Genomic DNA, 17,339 nt, shown 5'->3' with positions numbered 1-17,339 from the left:
GCCAGCTAAGAAAGCGACCCGACTTTCGCTGGACCCGTGGAGCCCGGGGCGCTGGCCCTGCTCAGGGTGCCGGCGACCACGGACGGAAAGAAGGGACGGGCAGCGCGGCCGACCGCGCCGCTTCGTAGGCCGCGCCAATCCGCAGGACTTCGAGATCGTCCCACTGGGCGCCCAAGAAGCTCAATCCTACAGGCAGCCGCTCGACCGCACCCATCGGCACGGTCAGGTGGGGATATCCGGCGATCGCCGCCAGGCTGCCCGCTCCGATCCCGCCGGGAAAATTATCGCCATAGACAAGATCGCTCGGCCAGGCGGGCCCTCCGGTTGGCGCGACCAGCACCGCGACCCTGTTCTCCTTCAGGAGCCGGTCGATCCCTTCCTTGCCTGCCAGCCTCTGTCCCTCCGCGCGCGCCTTTTCATAGGCGGCGCGGTCCGTGGCCTTCTGGGCGAGTTCGAAAGTTTCCTGGCCGAACCAGCGCATCTCCTCGCTCGCGTGCGCCTTGTTGAAGGCGATCGCGTCATCGAGTGAGCGAATGGGAATGTCCGCAGGCGACGACCGCAGGTAATCCGCCAGGCCTTCGCGCAGTTCGTAATAGAGGACGGTTCCTTCCGCCTCGTACATCGCGTCGGGCTCCGCGTATTCGATCTCCACAAGCTCCGCGCCGGCGGCCTTCATGTCGGCGAGGGCGCGGTCGAACAGCGCGAGCACGTCGGCGCGGGTGCCCGCTTGCTTACGCAGCACACCGATCCGCATTCCTTTCAGCGACGCGCCCGCCAGTCCCGCGGTGAAGCGGCCTGCGTAACGGTCGGCGGAAGCAGTAGCCGAATCGGACGGGTCGCTTCCCGCAATCGCGTCGAGCAGCAGAGCGGCATCGGCGACGCTGCGCGTCATCGGCCCGGCGGTGTCCTGCGTGCTGCTGATCGGCACCACGTGAGTCCGGCTGACCAGCCCGACGGTGGGCTTGAAGCCGACCACGCCGTTGACGCTGGCCGGGCAGGTGATCGATCCGTCGGTCTCGGTCCCGATGGCCGCCCAAGCCAGTCCGGCCGCGACCGCCGCGCCGCTGCCCGACGACGATCCGCAGGAATTGCGATCGGTCGCATGCGGGTTCTTCGTGAGCCCGCCCACCGCGCTCCAGCCGCTTGTCGAATGGCTCGAGCGGATATTGGCCCATTCGCTGAGGTTGGTCTTTCCCAGCACCACTCCGCCCGCGGCGCGCAGGCGCGTGATGAGCGGAGCGTCGCGGCCGGTCATATTGCCGGCCAGGGCGAGGCTGCCCGCGGTGGTCGGCCATTCGCGCGTCTCGATATTGTCCTTCACCAGCACCGTGCGCCCGTGAAGCGGGCCGATGTTCGCCGCCGCCTTGCTCTTGCGGGCGGCATCCCGGTCATAGACTATGACCGAGTTCAGCATCGGTCCGCTGTCGTCGATCGCGGCGATGCGCTTGGCGTAAGCCTTCGCGTCGTCCGCCGGACGGGCTTGAAGCGGGGCAGCGAGGGCGAGCAGCGCGGCGGCGGAAGAAAGCGCGGTTTTCATGGCCGCCAACGTGACGATTCAGCGAAGTTAAGCAAGCCCTTGGCTAGAACTTTCCGCTCACCGACAGGTTGAAGATCGGCCCGACCTTCTGGCGGGTGCTTTCGATGAACAGAACCGGCGAAGTGTCGCGCGGGCCATCGTAAACGGTGCGTTCGACGAACCGGTGGCCGTTCGTCACGTTGAAGTACTCGGCGCGCACGGTAAGGCCGAAGACGTCCTTGTTCTCGACGAACACGGTCGAATATATCGGGCCTTCGTAGTTCAGGCCGACCTCGTAAAGCCTCCAGTATGGCCGGCGATGGTTGTACTGCACGCCGAACCCTCCGGCCCACGACGAATCGGGGATGTCGTAGCGGAAGTTGGCTTCGGCATGGCGGTCCTGGTAATTGCTGAAATAGCGCGCCAATCCGGTGACCGGGTCCTTCACCTGCGATTTCTCGAGCACCAGGTTGGTATCGATCTTGGCGCCCTTGAGGCCGATCGGATCGAGGTTGACGGTGGAGGTCCAGTCCAGGCCGAAGCGATGCGCGTGCGGAATGTTGCCGGTCGATTCGGCGCCTCCGCCCAGCGGGATGACGTCGATGTAGTCGTCGATCGCGCTGTAGAAGAGCTTGAGGTCGGTGGTACCCCAGCGCCCGAGATCCTTCTTGACCTCGAAGTCCACGTTCCAGCGTTGCGGCGGCACGAGCTCGACGTTGCCGGCGTTGTTCTGCCCCTGGTCGAGGTCGACCCGGGCCAGGAAGTCTCCGAAGGAAAGCTGGCCGACGACCCGCGCGACCTTGAGCGACAGGTCGAGACCCTTGCTTGGCGTCCAGGCCAGCGACACCGATCCTTTTGGCCGGTAGAAGGAGCGGGTCAGACCGTTGGCGCCGGTCTGCGAAAGCTTCGAATACTCGCCGCCCAGGCCCACCTGGAGCGAAAGGTTCTTCGCCAGCTGCCGGCCGTGGGTCAGCACCACTTCGTAGCGGTCCTCGGTCACGCCCCCGGTACCTGCCGAAAACGGCAGTTCCACGAAGTCGCCGTCCGGCGTCAGGTCGTAGAGAGTGGCGACGCCGCTGTAGCGGTTGAAGGCCGCTTCTCCCGCGAGTTGCCAGTCGCCGCCGAGCATTTTCCAGCTGTACTCGCCGCGCCCGATATGCTCGCCGCTTTCGTTCATGTTCACGTAGCGTCCGCCGAACGGTGGCGAACCGTCGGCCTTGGTGAAGACAACATCTTCGTAATAGTTGTCGTGGTCGTACCGCTCCAGACCGATCAGCTTGAGCCGACCGGGCCCGAGCGCGAATTCGAAATCGCCGCCGATCTCGTAGTTCCAGTCCTTGTCATGCTGTTCGTAGTCGCGGTGGCGCGGGACGCCGGACACCGGAAAGCGTTCCTCGTCGAAGCGGCCGTGGTACCATTGCCGCTGGTAGGAGGCGTTGAAGTTTGCCACCGAACTGCCCGGGCCGTCCCACTTGAGTGAAGCGGCGATCTTGGGTGAATCCGATACGTTGGCGATATGCGCCTGGCGGGTCTCGATCAGGGTGCCCTGTCCATCGGTGATGACGGTCGGACCTTTCGCGGCCCCGCGGCCATTGTCATTGCTCAGCGCCAGGGAATATTCGAGCGTCTTGGCCGAGCCGCTGACGGACACGTTACCCCCGAACCACTCGGGTTCCACGTAACCGGGGCGAAAGCGGGTCTTCCAATCGAATTGACCCGAAACGCCGCCCCCGCTGGTGATGACGTTGGCGACCTGGCCCGAGAGACCCGGGATATTGAGGGAGGCGCCATCGACGATCTCGATCCGAGTCACCTTGTCGGCGGATATGCGGCGAAGGCGATCTCCGATGCCCTCGGACTTGAGCGCGACGCGCTCACCGTTGATCAGGACGTTGGTGTTGGCCTGGCCCAGCCCGCGCCCCTGGTCATCCTCCCGGATGGAGAAGCCGGGTACTTGCGAAAGCATGTCGAGGGCGGACTTGGGTGCGAAGCGCGCGAAGTAATCCGGCGCATAGACCTGGCGGCCGTCGTCCGGGGCGGACGCGACATTGGCCGCGTCCGTGGCAGCGTCGCTCCCGCCGTCGTTCGCAAGTGCCGGCCATGCCAGCGCCAGCGCCGAGACTGCGATAAGAAAGCGACCTGTTTTCGGCATTGCAATTTGGCTCCCCGAGGTGTGTTGGAGCGGTAATGCACGTGCCGCCGGGGCAGCCCATCCGATGCTCGACGGACGCTTGATCCGCGGCGACGAACTACACCTGTAGTCGTCAAACGTCCGACGAACGATAAGCGCTTGCCCCCAAGCTTCCGGGCATGGGCAGGGTTAAGGCTCTTGAACAACGCGCGCCCACTCGCGACATAGGCCGACCTATCCAGACGAGAGGACGAGTTTTCCATGATCGACGTGTTGGGCGGCTACGGCGAAACCTACGGCAGCCAGGGCAAGTTCGCCCGCGATCCCCTGACGGGGGCGCTGGTGCCGGTGGTGGTCGAGCAGACCAGCCGCGGCGAGCGCAGCTTCGACATCTTCAGCCGCCTCCTGCGCGAACGCATCGTGTTCGTAACGGATCAGGTGGAAGACAACATGGCCTCGTTGATCGTCGCGCAGTTGCTGTTCCTCGAGAGCGAAAATCCGTCGAAGCCGATCAGCATGTACATCAACTCGCCCGGCGGGGTGGTGACGGCCGGCATGGCGATCCATGACACCATGCAGTACATCAAGCCGCGGGTTTCCACCGTCTGCGTCGGCCAGGCGGCCAGCATGGGCAGCTTCCTGCTCGCGGCCGGCGAACCGGGCATGCGCATCGCGCTCCCCAACGCGCGAATCATGGTCCACCAGCCTTCGGGCGGCGCGCGCGGCATGGCCTCCGACATCGAGATCCAGGCGCGCGAGATCCTGCGGATGCGCAAGCGCCTCAACGATCTCTACGCCAAGTATACGGGCAAGAGCCTCGACGAGATCGAGAAGGCGATGGACCGCGACACGTTCCTCGAAGCAGACGAGGCGATGGCCTTCGGCATCGTCGACAAAGTGTTCGAAACGCGTCCCGAAAGCGAAGTGACCTCGTCTGATAGCGAAGGTTCGGGCGGCGCGCCTGAGTGACGGCCAGCGGTCCCGGGCGGGCCGTAGCAATTCGGCAACCCTGCCGCTTCAGCTTGCCGCAAGGGGCAAGGCGGTAGGTGCCGAGAGTTGATTATCCCAATTCCGGCCCTAGGGTCGGCGAATCTCCGTTTCGTGCGTTCATCTCGTGCGCCCGAAAGGGGATCGAAGGTTTAGGACATGACTAAGTTGAGCGGATCGGATTCGAAAAGCACCCTCTACTGCAGCTTCTGCGGGAAGTCGCAGCACGAGGTGCGCAAGCTCATTGCCGGGCCGACGGTGTTCATCTGCGATGAGTGCGTCGAACTGTGCAACGACATCATCCGGGAAGAGACCAAGGCCGGCATCGCTGGACGCAAGGAAGGCGACGTTCCGACGCCGCATGACATCTTCGCGACGCTCAACGACTACGTCATCGGCCAGGACCGCGCCAAGCGGGTGCTCTCGGTCGCGGTGCATAATCACTACAAGCGGCTGAAGCACGGCGGCAAGGCTGGGGACGTCGAGCTCGCCAAGTCAAACATTCTGCTCGTCGGCCCGACCGGGTGCGGCAAGACGCTGCTCGCGCAGACGCTGGCGCGCACGTTCGACGTGCCGTTTACGATGGCCGATGCGACCACGCTGACCGAGGCGGGATACGTTGGTGAGGATGTCGAGAACATCATCCTCAAGCTGCTGCAGGCGTCCGACTATAACGTCGAAAAAGCGCAGCACGGCATCGTCTACATCGACGAGATCGACAAGATCACCCGCAAGGCGGAAAATCCCTCGATCACCCGCGACGTTTCGGGCGAAGGCGTGCAGCAGGCGCTGCTCAAGCTGATGGAGGGCACGACCGCGTCGGTACCCCCGCAGGGCGGTCGCAAGCATCCGCAGCAGGAATTCCTGCAGGTGGACACGACGAACATCCTGTTCATCTGCGGGGGCGCGTTCGCGGGCCTCGACAAGATCATCGCCGACCGCCTGCAGAAGCGCTCGATCGGCTTTGGCGCGCATGTCGCCGATCCCGACAAGCGCCGGGTGGGCGAACTGCTTCAGAAGTGCGAGCCGGAGGACCTTCTCAAGTTCGGGCTGATCCCGGAGTTCGTGGGCCGCCTGCCGGTGATCGCCACGTTGAACGACCTCGACGTCGCGGCGCTGGTGCAGATCCTGTCGGAGCCGAAGAACGCGCTCGCCAAGCAGTACGCCAAGCTGTTCGAGCTCGAGGATGTCGAGCTGACCTTCACCGACGACGCGCTGCGCGCGATTGCCGAGAAGGCGATCCAGCGCAAGACCGGCGCCCGCGGCCTGCGCTCGATCGTCGAGGGCATCCTGCTCGACACGATGTTCGACCTGCCCGACATGGACGGGGTGACCGAGATCGTCGTCGACAAGGACGTGGTCGAAGGCCGCAAGGACCCGGTCCGCGTGGTTGAAGCCAAGAAGGGCAAGGACGAGGCGGCCTGATCACCGTCTCGCCGGCAACCCGCTACGCGTGAGTGGCGGGGGCCAGCCGGCAGTCCTCGCTAGCCTCGGTTTCGACCTGCACGGTCGTGTGACCGATCCGGAAATCGTGCTCGAGATCGTGCGCCAGCTCGTGAAGGAAACCATCGCCCGGGTGGCCTGACGGCATGACCAGGTGCGCCGTCAGCGCGGCCTCGGTCGTGCTCATCGGCCAGATGTGGAGATCGTGCACCGCCGCCACGCCCGGAAGAGCGGCAAGGTGCGCGCGCACGGCGGCCTCGTCGATATGGTCGGGCACCGCATTGAGGCTGAGCTTTACGCTGTCCTTCAGCAGTCCCCAGGTGCCCCAGGCGATCACCAGAACGATGACGAGGCTGGTGACCGGATCGATCCACCGCGCGCCGGTCAGGAGGATGGCCGCGCCGGCCACCACTACACCCAGGCTCACCAGCGCGTCCGCCGCCATGTGCAGGAACGCGCCGCGGATATTGATGTCGTTTTTCCGGCCCCGCATGAACAGCAGGGCGGTCGCGCCGTTGATCAGGATACCGAGGCCGGCGACCGCGATCATCATGCGGCCTTCTACCGCCGGCGGGGCGGCGATACGGCCGAGCGTTTCATAGGCGATGCCCGCGATGGCGACGAGCAGCAGGCCGGCATTTGCCAGCGCGGCAAGGATGGTGGAGCTTTTGAACCCGTAAGTGAAACGGCCACCCGCGGGTCGTCTCGCCAGCACGCTCGCGCCCCACGCCAGCGCGAGGCTGAGGACGTCGGAAAGGTTGTGCCCGGCGTCGGCCACCAGCGCCATCGAGCCCGAAAGGAAGCCGTAGGTGGCTTCCACGCCGACGAACAACAGGTTGAGCGTCACCCCGATCGCGAAAGCGGGACCGTGGTTGACCGGGCCGTGATCGTGACCGTGCTCGTGCGAATGTCCCGCGCCCATCTCTCTACTCGTAGACGCAGGAATCGAGACCGTCACGCCGGACGACGCCGATCCGGGCCGCGATGGTGTTGCCATAGCGGCGGGTGAAGCCCGACGGGCTGACGACCGAGCGCTCCTTGGGCAGCGGCAGCGCGGCGGCCATGCGCGCCGCTTCGGTGCGCGACAGGCGATTGGCCGAGTGGTTGAAATACCGCTGCGCCCCAGCTTCCGCGCCGTAAGTGCCGATCCCGGTTTCGGCGACGTTGAGATAGATTTCCATGATCCGCCGCTTGCCCCACATGTGCTCGATCAGGAACGTGAACCAGGCCTCCAGTAATTTGCGGAAGTAACCGCCGCCCTGCCACAGGAACACGTTCTTGGCGGTCTGCTGGCTGATGGTGGAGCCGCCGCGGATCCGGCCCCCTTCCATGTTCCGCTGGATCGCCTTTTCGATAGCCTCCTGGTCGAAGCCCGAATGGCTGCAGAACTTGCCGTCCTCTCCTGCGATCACCGCGCTCACCAGGTTGCGGTCGATGTTGGAAAGCGGCTCCCAATCCTTCGTGATGCCGTTTCCGTCCATGAGCATCGTGGCCGTGATCGGGACGGGGACGAAACGGTAGATGATGACGAATGCGAGGCTCAGCAGCACGAAGCCCACCGCCACCTTGGCCAGAAAGCGCACAATCACGAACATGGTCTGGCGCGCCTATCGTGGCGGACGCGGCGGCACAATCGGCAGCGTGGCACTTATCGGGCGGTCGTGCCGTTGACGGTGGCGGGAATTTCCCCGCGTTCGGGCGCGGTTTCGGCGACCTGCGCCACCATCGTGAAGTACGCGATCGCCGCGATAGCCCAGCCCACGAAGTGCAGGATGAGCGAGAACAGGATGGTCCCGCGCGAGGATCCCTCGTGCCCTTGTCCGACGCGAATCTCGCCCCCCGACATCGGTTTGACGAGGCGCATCAGGCCCCGGGCATTGAGCAACAGGTGTGCGAAAGTTGCGAACACAATCAGGAGCCCGACGCCCACGATGACCAGACCTGTTTCCATCGCGCCTTCCTTGCCGCCTGTGCCTGTCAGCGCCTAGTCGAACGAGGATAGCGCGCAGCGGGTTCCCTGAATGCGGAAAGGGCCGCCCCGAACGGGACGGCCCTTCGCATGGCAAGAAGTGCAGTATCAGCCCGCGACCGGCGCCGGCAGCAGCCGCTCGCCGGCGATGCGCTGCATCGCCTTTTGCAGCTTCTCGAACGCGCGCACCTCGATCTGGCGGATGCGTTCGCGGCTGACGTCATAGACCTGCGATAGCTCCTCAAGAGTCTGCGGATCATCCGTCAGGCGACGTTCGGTGAGGATGTGCTTCTCGCGCTCGTTGAGGCTGTCCATCGCCTCCACCAGCATCTCGTGACGCACCATCGCTTCCTCGGCCTCGGCGGTGGTTTCGTCCTGCAGAGGACGGTCGTCCTTCAGCCAGTCCTGCCACTCGCCCGCGCCTTCCTCGCCGTTGCGCATCGAGACGTTGAGCGAGCCGTCGCCGCCCATCATCATGCGCCGGTTCATGTTGATCACTTCCTGCTCGGCAACGCCGAGCGTGGTCGCGATCTTGGCCACGTCGTCCGGATGGAGATCGGCGTCTTCGTAAGCCTCGAGCTCCTTCTTCATCCGGCGAAGGTTGAAGAACAGCTTCTTCTGGGCCGCGGTGGTGCCCATTTTCACGAGGCTCCACGAGCGTAGGATGAACTCCTGGATCGACGCCTTGATCCACCACATCGCGTAAGTCGCGAGGCGGAAGCCGCGATCGGGCTCGAACTTCTTGACGCCCTGCATCAGGCCGACGTTGCCTTCGGAGATGAGGTCGCTGACCGGCAGGCCGTAGCCGCGGTAGCCCATGGCGATCTTGGCCACGAGCCGCAGGTGGCTGGTGACGAGCTGGGCCGCAGCCTCGCTATCCTCGTGTTCCTGATAACGCTTGGCGAGCATGTATTCCTGCTCGGGCTTCAGGATGGGGAATTTCTTGATCTCGGCAAGATAGCGGTTGAGGCTCTGCTCACCGTTCAGCGCCGGGACCGACAACTTTTTGGAAGTACTCACTATACCCTGACCTTTCATCGCGTCGCCCTCGTTATCGGGACCCCAGACGGGCATCCACCTGATGGGGCACGCTGATCCATATATACCGGATTGCGCGCGTCCGTGCAGCGCGTTTCGTCGATTTCAATGACCGGTTCGGTCGATAAGTTCCGCCATGTCGGCGGGTAGGTCCGCCTCGAAGACGAGCCGTTTTCCCGTAACCGGATGGACGAAGCCCAGGCTCGCGGCGTGGAGTGCCTGGCGGGCGAAATGAAGCTCCTTGAGGAGCGGGCGCAGGGCCTTGGGATCGCGTCCATAGACAGGGTCCCCCAATAGCGGATGACCGATTGACGCAAGGTGAACCCGGACCTGGTGCGTGCGCCCGGTTTCGAGCCTGCACTCGATCAGCGCGCACCCGTCGAGCGCCCGGATCGTCCGGTAATGGGTGATCGCATGCTTCCCGCGCGAAGCGGTATCGGACAGCACCGCCATCTTCTTGCGGTTCGCGTCCGACCGGCCGAGCCGCGCCTCGATGGTGCCCGCGGCAGGGCGGGGGTGTCCGGCGCAGACCGCCAGATATGTCCGTTCGATCGAATGGTCGGCGAACTGCCGCGCAAGCCCTTCGTGCGCTGCATCGCTCTTGGCAACGACCAGCAGGCCCGAGGTATCCTTGTCGATCCGGTGGACGATTCCCGGGCGCAAGGTGCCGTTGATGCCGGACAGCCGCCCCGCGCAGTGGTGAAGCAGCGCGTTGACCAACGTGCCGTCGAGGTTGCCCGCCGCCGGGTGGACGACCAGTCCCGCCGGCTTGTCCACCACGATGAGGTCCTCGTCCTCGAACACGATATCGAGCGGGATGTCCTGCGCCTCGGCGTCGAGCGGGGTTGGCGGGGGGAGGGCAATGGCGAATGTCTCGCCGCCGCCGACCTTGGCGGAGGGGTTCGATGCCGCCTTCCCATCCAGGGTCACCGCGCCTTCGGCAAGCAAAGCCTTGACCCGTTCACGCGACAGGCCGCTGGCGCCGGCCAGTTCCCTGTCCAGCCGGCCCGCGGACGCCAGCATCCCGGTGATGATTTCCCCCTCGCCCATGCTAGGGGAGATGGGTGAAGACGATCGAAGTCTCAAGCGCCCTGATCGGGGAGCTGATTGCCGAGGCGGCCGCCGCGCATCCGCACGAGGCGTGCGGCCTGCTGCTGGGCACGAACGGCGCGGTCTGCTCGATCCGGCCCTGCGCAAACGTTCATCCGACGCCGGATACGCATTTCGAGATCGACCCGCGCGCGCTGATCGATGCGCATCGGGCAGAGCGCGGGGGAGGGCCGCGGGTGCTGGGATACTACCACTCCCATCCCGCCGGACCGCCGGAGCCGTCGGCAACCGACCGCGCGCAGGCCACCGCAGACGGCAGGGTGTGGGCCATCGTCGGCGAAGGGAAGGTCGGTTGGTGGCAGGACACCGCGGAAGGCTTCGCGGCGCTTTCCTACCTTGCGACCGGCGGCTAGTGCTCGGGTCATGACATCCGCCCGCACCACCTCTTTCCGTTCGCTCGACAGTGGACTGGCACGGGTGCGGATTTTTGCACTAGGACTGTGGTCCATGCGGTCCACGCTTCAGGAAACTGCCTTACCACATGAATGAAACCGATCCGCTCGATCTTGCCAGCCTGCTGTGCTCGCGCCTCTGTCACGACCTCCTCTCCCCCGTCGGCGCGCTGACCAACGGGCTGGAGCTGCTGGCCGACGAGCGTGATCCGGAAATGCGCCAGCGGTGCTTTGAACTGCTTGAGCAGAGCGCGCGGATCAGCGCCGACAAGCTCAAGTTCTTCCGCCTCGCGTTCGGCGCCGCCGGCGGCTTTGGAGAGAGCGTCCCGGTGGACGAGGCCAAGTCGGTGATCGAGGCACTGGTCGGCGATGCGCGGCGGGTGGAACTCAACTGGGCACTTGCCGCCGATCGCTTGCCAAAGGGTGCGGTCAAGGTCCTGCTCAATTTCGCGCAGATGGGCATCGACGCGCTGGTGCGCGGCGGAACACTCGACGTGGGAGCTGAAAGCCGCGGCGGGGCGAGCGAGATCGTGGTGCGAGCCGCCGGCCCGCGCATCGCGTTCGACGAAACGATCGGAAAGGCGCTCGAAGGCAAGCTGGCTCCGCGCGAGCTCAGCAGCCGCACCGCTGCTGCCCACATGCTCTCGCTCCTTGCCGACCAGGCGGGCGGCGGACTGCAGTACATGCTGTCGGATGGCGCGCTGGTGCTCGGCGCGGTCCTGCCGGAAGGCTGAGACGGTGGACGAGCTGGTTCACCGCTCGGTTCCCTCGCCCAACTGGGACGAGCGCAAGCTGCCTGTCTCGATGGCGGTAATCCACTACACCGAGATGCCGAGCGTCGAGGAATCGCTTGCCCGCCTCATCGATCCGCAAGCCAAGGTCAGCGCCCATTACCTGATAAGCGAAGCGGGCGAGGTCATCCGCCTGGTCGACGAGGACAAGCGCGCCTGGCACGCGGGGCAAAGCTACTGGCGCGGCCATCCTGACGTGAATTCGGCCTCGATCGGGATAGAACTCGATCATCCGGGCCACGCGCTCGGCTACCGCGAGTTCTCCGAGGCGCAGCTCGACGCGCTGGTGCCGTTGCTGGCGCGCATCGTGCGCGAGTACGATATTCCCCGCGCCAACGTGGTCGGACATTCGGACATCGCCCCGGCGCGCAAGATCGATCCGGGAGAGCTGTTTCCGTGGGACCGCCTCGCCGAATACAAGCTCTGCCTGCCGCGTCCCGAAAAGCTGGAGCAAGGCGACCCGTTCCACAACGATGCTGCGTTCTACCTCGCGCTCGAACGTTTCGGTTACGACATCACCGAAGGTCGCAAGGCGGTGGAGGCGTTCCAGCGGCGCTGGCGTCCGCACAGGATCGATGGCGAGATCGACGGGCAGGTCCGCGCGATCCTTTTCCAGCTGCTCTTGGATCGCGACCGCGGCCACGCTAGGTAGGCGCTGCCAGGAGGCTGGGCAGCCGCGTCGTCCGTCAGGGCGCCGAGGAAAGTCCGGGCTCCACGAAACAAGGGTGGCGGGTAACGCCCGCCGGGGGTGACCCCAGGGAAAGTGCCACAGAGAGCAGACCGCCTTCCACGGAAGGTAAGGGTGAAAGGGTGCGGCAAGAGCGCACCGGGGCGATGGCAACAGCGCTCGCACGGCAAACCCCACCCGGAGCAAGGCCAAATAGGGGCCTCGCGCCCACTGGGCAGGGGCGTTTCGCTCCGAGAGGTCCGGGTTGGCTGCTTGAATCTTGCGGCGACGCAAGGGTTAGACGAATGGCTGCCCCCGAGCGGCCGGTCCTTTCGGGGATACCGCCCACGGGACAGAACCCGGCTTACAGGCCTCCTGGCACTATCTTTCGTTGCGGTTTGGCGAGGTTGGCGACAGAGCAGGGTCACGAGAATTTTTTGGGGAGCTTCCAAGATGAACCGTCGCGCGTTTTTCCTGTCCACCGCCGTGCTTGCGCTCGCCGCAGCGCCGGCTGCCGCCGACGAAGGCATGTGGACGTTCGATAATTTTCCGGCCGCCAAGATGAAGGCGGATTACGGCTGGGCGCCCGACCAGGCCTGGCTCAACCGGGTGCAGAACGCCGCGGTGCGCTTGACCGGCGGCTGTTCGGCCAGCTTCGTTTCGCCGCAGGGCCTGATCCTCACCAACCACCACTGCGTCGCCAGCTGCCTGTTCGATAATTCGAACGACGCCAGCGACTACCTCAACAAGGGATATGTCGCGGACCGGCGTGACCTGGAACTCAAGTGTCCCGGTCAGCAGGCAGAGGTGGTGACCAAGATCACCGACGTCACCAGCGACGTGAAGGCGGTGTTCGGGACGCTCACCGGCGAAGCGCTGACCAAGGCTCGCGATGCCAAGATCGCCGAGATCGAGAAGGCGGGCTGCACCGACACCGCGACCACGCGCTGTCAGGTCGTCACCCTGTTCGGCGGCGGGCAGTACAAGCTTTACACCTACCGCAAGTACTCCGACGTGCGGCTGGTCTGGGCGCCGGAAGATCGTGCGGCGACCTTCGGGGGCGATCCCGACAACTTCAATTTTCCGCGCTATTCGCTCGATGCAAGCTTTTTGCGAGCCTACGAGAACGGAAAGCCGGTCGCCACGCCGAACCACCTGAAGTGGAGCCCGCGTCCGCCCAAGGAAGGCGAAGCGACCTTCGTCGTCGGCAACCCTGGCTCGACCAACCGCCTGTTCACCCAGAGCCAGCTGGCCTTCGAACGCGAAGTGCGCCTGCCGGTCACGGTGGCGACCTATTCGGAACTGCGCGGCCGCCTGATCCGCGCGATGGACGAGAGCCCCGCCCATGCGCGCGAAGGGCTCGACGAACTCAATGGGATCGAGAACAGCCTCAAGGTCTACATCGGTCGCGTGAAGGCGCTCAATGATCCGGCGTTCACCGGCAAGCTCGCGGCTGCCGAGGCCGATCTCAAGGCAAAAGGTGCAGGTGGAGCCGATCCGTGGACCACGGTTGATGCGGCGGTCACGGCGTACCGTTCGCTGTACCTTCCGATGCGGTTCACCCAGCCTTCGAGCGAGCTCTATAGCTACGCCCAGGCTCTGGTCTTTGCCGCGCAGGAACGCACCAAGCCAAATGGCGAACGCCTTCCCGGCTATACCGACAGCGCGTTGCCACTGACCGAAAAGCGCCTGCTCGACGAAAAGCCGATCTACCCCTGGCTCGACGAGCTGACGCTGGAATGGAGTCTGTCGAAGGCTCGCGAGTATCTCGGGGCGGACGATCCGGACACCAAGCTTCTTCTCGGCAAGGCGAGCCCCGAGGGGCTGGCGCAGTCGCTCGTCAGCGGTTCGAAGCTAGCCGATCCGGCTGTGCGCAAGGCGTTGTGGGACGGCGGGATGAAAGCGATCAGGGCGTCTGACGACCCGATGATCGTCTATGCCCTGCGCTTGGCCGACCGCCAGCGCGAGCTCAAGCAGAAGGCGGATGCGGTCTACACGGCTCCGCTGACCATCGCCGGCAGCCAGCTCGCCGACGCCCGTTTCGCCGCATACGGCGACACGCTCTATCCCGATGCCACCTTCACGCTGCGGATCAGCTACGGCAAGGTCGCCGGCTGGAACGAGCGCGGAAACGACGTACCTTTCATGACCACCATGGGCGGCACGTTCGACCGCGCGACCGGCAGCGAGCCTTACGACGCGCCGTCGGCGTTCCTCGCCAACAAGGCGAAAATCGACCCGGCTACCGCGTATGACTTCGTTACCACTAACGACATCATCGGCGGTAACTCGGGTTCGCCGGTGATCGACCGGGCCGGCGCGGTGATCGGAGCCGCGTTCGATGGCAACATCAACTCACTGGGCGGCAACTACGGCTACGACGGCACGGTGAACCGGACCGTCGTGGTGTCGACCGACGCGGTGCAGGAAGCGCTGGAAAAAATCTATCCGGCCCCCGCGCTGGTGAAGGAACTGGCTGCGAAGTAGGTCAGGGTCGGGCGCGGCTGGCGATCAGTCGCGCCCGATGCTGTATTTTTGAACTTCGCCGCCCGCGGGTCTTCCGGACGGTTGGATGCGTCTGGGTACCGGCAAAGGCGAATTGGCGATGACTTCGGCGTCTTCGTTCGCGTCGTAGGGGCTGGCGCACATTCCGGCCCGAAAGAAGTCCCTTACGGCTCGCTCCGCGACGCCGACTTTCAGGAACCCGCCGTACTTTCTTCAATCTCGATGACATCGCCGCGATGCACGGCCTGGATAAGCCGACGTTCTGAGCCCTCCAGCACGAGTGCCGTAAGGCGCCCCGAATGGTAGGCGCCGGTATCGATACCGATACGATTGGGGCGCTCGTCGATCGTCGGGGTTATAGTGTGTCCGTGAACCACGAAATGCGGGTGCGGATCGGGGTGGCCAAGGAAAGGTTCGCGGATCCACCGAAAGTGATGCGTCTCTTGGTCCTCGAGCGGAACATCGGGAGCGATCCCGGCGTGAACGAACAGATAGTCGCCGGCTACAACGTAATTCTTCGCGGATGCCAGGAACCGCCGGTGTTCGGTGGGCACGCGAGCTGCAAGCATGATCTGCACCTCCTCAACCGTCGCGCGGTCGTAGTCATCCCTTGAAATGCCGTAGCTGTGTGCGGTCTGACGTCCCCCATGGCGTAGAAAATGTCGCAGGATGCCAACGTCTTCCAGACCGCTGAGGAACATTTCCTCGTGGTTTCCGGCCAGCATCTTGACTCGCCGCTCGGTTTGCCACCTCCGGGCGCGTTCCACCACTGCTGCGCTGTCAGGCCCTCGATCGATGAGATCGCCAAGGAGAACCACGGTCGATTGCGCGGGCCCGGCTGCTCCATCGTCGCGTTCGATCGCCGCGATGAGGACTTCGAACAGATCGAGGCGCCCGTGTACGTCGCCAACCGCATACCAGCGAGTGCCCTCCGGAACCCGGGGCTGGGGGCGGGGCGGCGTCTCGCGTGACCGGAAGAGCTTGCGCAAGGGTTCTAGCATCAGGAACGGTGCAATAGGTTACGGCGCCTCCCCGGGCAATGAACGACACGCTCTGCGATTGGCCTCGGGAGGATGCGGCCTGCCTTTTGTCCCGGCATTTCTTCTTGTGCACCGCACAATATCGCGGCAAGACAGCAGTGCATCGACGCTATCCGCCCGCGCGAAACGACGGGCTACCGTCGATACGCAGGCGGGACGAAGCTCAAACAAGGAGTTTGCCATGCTTACGTCCATCCGCGGCCTGGCCGCGACTACGATGATTGCCGCCACCGTGCTATTCGGGAGCCCCGCTCTAGCGCAGGACGGGGCGGGGGCGAGCCCGCTGACCGTCACGGGAAGCGTCGCGCTTGTATCGGATTACCGTTTCCGCGGTGTGTCGCTGTCTGGTGGAGACCCGGCAGTCCAGGGCGGAGTGACGATCACCCATGACAGCGGCTTCTATGGCGGCACCTGGGCATCTTCGATCGACGACGGGGGAACCGACTTTTACGGAGATGCCGAAGTTGACCTGTTCGGCGGCTGGAGCGGCAATGTGGCCGAGGGCATCGGGCTCGATGTCGGCATGCTTTATTATGCCTATCCCACGAATGCCAAAGGCGTTGATGCGGAGTATTTTGAGCCATACGCCACGCTATCGGGCGACCTGGGGCCGGTGCAGGCCAAGCTCGGGGTCAACTATGCCTGGAATCAGGACTCTCTTGGCGGCAACGATAGCCTTTATATTCACACCGAGCTGAATTCTGGCATCCCGACGACCCCGCTCACCCTTTCGGCTCACCTCGGTTATACCGATGGCGCCCTGGCAGCGCCGCTTTTGGCCGGAACGGGCGACGATACGGGGCTCGATTGGTCGCTAGGAGCCACGGCGACCGTATTGGGTCCGCTCACGCTGGGCGTGTCTTACGTCGGCAGCGAAGGTCCTTCGATTGACGGCCTTACCGACGACGCGGTCGTCTTTTCACTCGGGGCGAGCTTCTAGGAATAGGCGGGGGCCGGCACGGAAACCGGCCCCATTCACCCGGCTAGTCGAGCGAGAAGCGCACGGTCGTGACGACTCGAACCTTTTTGTAGGGCGTGTCCGACACTCCCCATTCGCCCCCGGCACCCTCGCCGTCGCGCGAACCGATTTCGAAATATCCCTGGGTCGCGTCCTTGATTGATCCAACGCTCGTGTTGCTGTCCTTCGCGAACTGCTCGGCCGCTGCACGGGCATCCTTTGTAGCCTCGGCAACCATCGCAGGCTTGATCTCGTCGAGCCTGGTAAAGGTGTAGACCATCCCGCTGCCTTCCTCGAGCAGCACGCCGCGCGCGACGAGGTCGAACTGTCGTGCCACGGCCCGTTGCGCCCGCGCGATATCGTTTGTGCGCAGGGCCATTCGCTGGCGCACCGTGTATCGCAGAATCCCTTGGTCGGTGTAGGAAGAAACGTTGGCGCCTGTAGGTTGGAGGGCGCTGTCGGGAAAGCCGAGCGATGCAAAGAACTTCCTTATCGTGCCGGTGTCGTTGCCCACTTTGGCCTGCACGGCTGTAAGGTCGGTCCCGGTGGCCGAGTAGGAGATCGTCCACGTCGCAAGGTCAGCGGTAACATCCCGCTGGGCAAGGCCCCGCACGGTTACCGCTCGATCCGCTTCCTTCGACCGCAACAGGCCGTTACCGAGCAGATAGCCGCCGAAGACCAATCCCAAAGCCAATAGCCCTGCACTGGCGAGCAGGCGAAGCGACTGGTCATCGCGTGGAAAGCGACGCGGGTGAATCGAGGATTGATCGGATGGCTCGTTCATCGCTAGGC

Annotated in this window: 16 protein-coding genes and 1 other RNA gene; 8 read left to right on the top strand and 9 right to left on the bottom strand. The window is 64.7% G+C overall.

Annotated features, from left to right (window positions below; all coding sequences use genetic code 11):
• Positions 1-61 precede the first annotated feature (61 nt).
• Together IEW58_RS09495 and IEW58_RS09490 are read right to left on the bottom strand one after the other, a co-directional pair.
• The gene (locus tag IEW58_RS09495) at positions 62-1,537 is read right to left on the bottom strand and encodes an amidase (protein ID WP_188644897.1); all 1,476 of its coding nucleotides are present in this window, start codon (positions 1,535-1,537) and stop codon (positions 62-64) included.
• Between the two features lie 43 nt (positions 1,538-1,580).
• The gene (locus tag IEW58_RS09490) at positions 1,581-3,668 is read right to left on the bottom strand and encodes a TonB-dependent receptor plug domain-containing protein (RefSeq protein WP_188644896.1); all 2,088 of its coding nucleotides are present in this window, start codon (positions 3,666-3,668) and stop codon (positions 1,581-1,583) included.
• Positions 3,669-3,908: 240 nt separating this feature from the next.
• Here IEW58_RS09490 and IEW58_RS09485 point away from each other — a divergent pair, with 240 nt between their 5' ends.
• Both IEW58_RS09485 and clpX read left to right on the top strand, forming a co-directional pair.
• The gene (locus IEW58_RS09485; RefSeq protein WP_188644895.1) at positions 3,909-4,616 is read left to right on the top strand and encodes an ATP-dependent Clp protease proteolytic subunit; all 708 of its coding nucleotides are present in this window, start codon (positions 3,909-3,911) and stop codon (positions 4,614-4,616) included.
• Between the two features lie 177 nt (positions 4,617-4,793).
• Positions 4,794-6,059, top strand: a complete 1,266-nt coding sequence (gene clpX, locus IEW58_RS09480) for an ATP-dependent Clp protease ATP-binding subunit ClpX (RefSeq protein WP_188644894.1) — start codon at positions 4,794-4,796, stop codon at positions 6,057-6,059.
• A 22-nt stretch (positions 6,060-6,081) separates the two neighbouring features.
• On the opposite strand, the gene IEW58_RS09475 is transcribed toward clpX, so the two are convergent.
• The 5 genes from IEW58_RS09475 to IEW58_RS09455 all read right to left on the bottom strand — a co-directional run bounded on the left by IEW58_RS09475 (position 6,082) and on the right by IEW58_RS09455 (position 10,134).
• The gene (locus IEW58_RS09475) at positions 6,082-6,999 is read right to left on the bottom strand and encodes a cation diffusion facilitator family transporter (protein ID WP_188644893.1); all 918 of its coding nucleotides are present in this window, start codon (positions 6,997-6,999) and stop codon (positions 6,082-6,084) included.
• 4 nt (positions 7,000-7,003) lie between these two features.
• Positions 7,004-7,672 carry a monofunctional biosynthetic peptidoglycan transglycosylase gene (gene mtgA / locus IEW58_RS09470; RefSeq protein ID WP_188644892.1) on the bottom strand — a complete coding sequence of 223 codons (669 nt, stop codon included), beginning with the start codon at positions 7,670-7,672 and terminating at the stop codon, positions 7,004-7,006.
• A gap of 53 nt (positions 7,673-7,725) precedes the next feature.
• Positions 7,726-8,028, bottom strand: a complete 303-nt coding sequence (locus tag IEW58_RS09465) for a hypothetical protein (protein ID WP_188644891.1) — start codon at positions 8,026-8,028, stop codon at positions 7,726-7,728.
• A gap of 126 nt (positions 8,029-8,154) precedes the next feature.
• The gene (gene rpoH, locus IEW58_RS09460; RefSeq protein ID WP_188644890.1) at positions 8,155-9,084 is read right to left on the bottom strand and encodes an RNA polymerase sigma factor RpoH; all 930 of its coding nucleotides are present in this window, start codon (positions 9,082-9,084) and stop codon (positions 8,155-8,157) included.
• Positions 9,085-9,189: 105 nt separating this feature from the next.
• The gene (locus IEW58_RS09455; RefSeq protein ID WP_188644889.1) at positions 9,190-10,134 is read right to left on the bottom strand and encodes an RluA family pseudouridine synthase; all 945 of its coding nucleotides are present in this window, start codon (positions 10,132-10,134) and stop codon (positions 9,190-9,192) included.
• Positions 10,135-10,148: 14 nt separating this feature from the next.
• On the opposite strand from IEW58_RS09455, the gene IEW58_RS09450 reads away from it, so the two are divergent.
• The 5 genes from IEW58_RS09450 (at position 10,149) to IEW58_RS09430 (ending at position 14,531) form a co-directional block, all read left to right on the top strand.
• A complete protein-coding gene (locus IEW58_RS09450; RefSeq protein WP_308419272.1) occupies positions 10,149-10,547 on the top strand; it encodes a M67 family metallopeptidase in 399 nt (132 codons plus the stop codon).
• Between the two features lie 128 nt (positions 10,548-10,675).
• Complete coding sequence (locus IEW58_RS09445) at positions 10,676-11,320, top strand: histidine phosphotransferase family protein (protein ID WP_188644888.1); 645 nt, start codon at positions 10,676-10,678, stop codon at positions 11,318-11,320.
• The gene (locus IEW58_RS09440) at positions 11,280-12,029 is read left to right on the top strand and encodes an N-acetylmuramoyl-L-alanine amidase (RefSeq protein WP_188644887.1); all 750 of its coding nucleotides are present in this window, start codon (positions 11,280-11,282) and stop codon (positions 12,027-12,029) included. Before IEW58_RS09445 ends, IEW58_RS09440 begins: the two co-directional genes overlap by 41 nt.
• Positions 12,030-12,035: 6 nt before the next feature.
• Positions 12,036-12,427, top strand: an RNA gene (gene rnpB / locus IEW58_RS09435) — RNase P RNA component class A.
• A gap of 70 nt (positions 12,428-12,497) precedes the next feature.
• Positions 12,498-14,531 carry a S46 family peptidase gene (locus tag IEW58_RS09430; RefSeq protein WP_188644886.1) on the top strand — a complete coding sequence of 678 codons (2,034 nt, stop codon included), beginning with the start codon at positions 12,498-12,500 and terminating at the stop codon, positions 14,529-14,531.
• A gap of 209 nt (positions 14,532-14,740) precedes the next feature.
• Here the strand turns inward: IEW58_RS09430 and IEW58_RS09425 are convergent, their stop codons facing one another.
• The gene (locus IEW58_RS09425) at positions 14,741-15,550 is read right to left on the bottom strand and encodes a metallophosphoesterase (RefSeq protein ID WP_188644885.1); all 810 of its coding nucleotides are present in this window, start codon (positions 15,548-15,550) and stop codon (positions 14,741-14,743) included.
• A 220-nt stretch (positions 15,551-15,770) separates the two neighbouring features.
• Between IEW58_RS09425 and IEW58_RS09420 the strand changes: the two genes are divergently transcribed.
• The gene (locus IEW58_RS09420) at positions 15,771-16,529 is read left to right on the top strand and encodes a TorF family putative porin (protein ID WP_188644884.1); all 759 of its coding nucleotides are present in this window, start codon (positions 15,771-15,773) and stop codon (positions 16,527-16,529) included.
• A 43-nt stretch (positions 16,530-16,572) separates the two neighbouring features.
• Here the strand turns inward: IEW58_RS09420 and IEW58_RS09415 are convergent, their stop codons facing one another.
• Positions 16,573-17,331 carry an SIMPL domain-containing protein gene (locus IEW58_RS09415; protein ID WP_188644883.1) on the bottom strand — a complete coding sequence of 253 codons (759 nt, stop codon included), beginning with the start codon at positions 17,329-17,331 and terminating at the stop codon, positions 16,573-16,575.
• Positions 17,332-17,339 lie beyond the last annotated feature (8 nt).

The organism is Tsuneonella deserti (genome assembly GCF_014644315.1).
GTDB classification, from domain to species: Bacteria; Pseudomonadota; Alphaproteobacteria; order Sphingomonadales; family Sphingomonadaceae; genus Tsuneonella; species Tsuneonella deserti.
The sequence above is the reverse complement of the archived record's forward strand: the minus strand, read 5'-3'. Positions and strand labels throughout refer to the sequence as shown.

Excerpts from the sequence above, each read along its gene's own strand:
- IEW58_RS09430 (WP_188644886.1), top strand. The coding sequence starts at position 12,498 with ATGAACCGTCGCGCGTTTTTCCTGTCCACCGCCGTGCTTGCGCTCGCC.
- mtgA (WP_188644892.1), bottom strand. The coding sequence starts at position 7,672 with ATGTTCGTGATTGTGCGCTTTCTGGCCAAGGTGGCGGTGGGCTTCGTG.
- IEW58_RS09465 (WP_188644891.1), bottom strand. The coding sequence starts at position 8,028 with ATGGAAACAGGTCTGGTCATCGTGGGCGTCGGGCTCCTGATTGTGTTC.
- IEW58_RS09445 (WP_188644888.1), top strand. The coding sequence starts at position 10,676 with ATGAATGAAACCGATCCGCTCGATCTTGCCAGCCTGCTGTGCTCGCGC.
- IEW58_RS09475 (WP_188644893.1), bottom strand. The coding sequence starts at position 6,999 with ATGGGCGCGGGACATTCGCACGAGCACGGTCACGATCACGGCCCGGTC.
- IEW58_RS09415 (WP_188644883.1), bottom strand. The coding sequence starts at position 17,331 with ATGAACGAGCCATCCGATCAATCCTCGATTCACCCGCGTCGCTTTCCA.
- IEW58_RS09425 (WP_188644885.1), bottom strand. The coding sequence starts at position 15,550 with ATGCTAGAACCCTTGCGCAAGCTCTTCCGGTCACGCGAGACGCCGCCC.
- IEW58_RS09440 (WP_188644887.1), top strand. The coding sequence starts at position 11,280 with ATGGCGCGCTGGTGCTCGGCGCGGTCCTGCCGGAAGGCTGAGACGGTG.
- IEW58_RS09485 (WP_188644895.1), top strand. The coding sequence starts at position 3,909 with ATGATCGACGTGTTGGGCGGCTACGGCGAAACCTACGGCAGCCAGGGC.
- IEW58_RS09420 (WP_188644884.1), top strand. The coding sequence starts at position 15,771 with ATGCTTACGTCCATCCGCGGCCTGGCCGCGACTACGATGATTGCCGCC.
- clpX (WP_188644894.1), top strand. The coding sequence starts at position 4,794 with ATGACTAAGTTGAGCGGATCGGATTCGAAAAGCACCCTCTACTGCAGC.
- IEW58_RS09490 (WP_188644896.1), bottom strand. The coding sequence starts at position 3,668 with ATGCCGAAAACAGGTCGCTTTCTTATCGCAGTCTCGGCGCTGGCGCTG.
- rpoH (WP_188644890.1), bottom strand. The coding sequence starts at position 9,084 with ATGAAAGGTCAGGGTATAGTGAGTACTTCCAAAAAGTTGTCGGTCCCG.
- IEW58_RS09455 (WP_188644889.1), bottom strand. The coding sequence starts at position 10,134 with ATGGGCGAGGGGGAAATCATCACCGGGATGCTGGCGTCCGCGGGCCGG.
- IEW58_RS09495 (WP_188644897.1), bottom strand. The coding sequence starts at position 1,537 with ATGAAAACCGCGCTTTCTTCCGCCGCCGCGCTGCTCGCCCTCGCTGCC.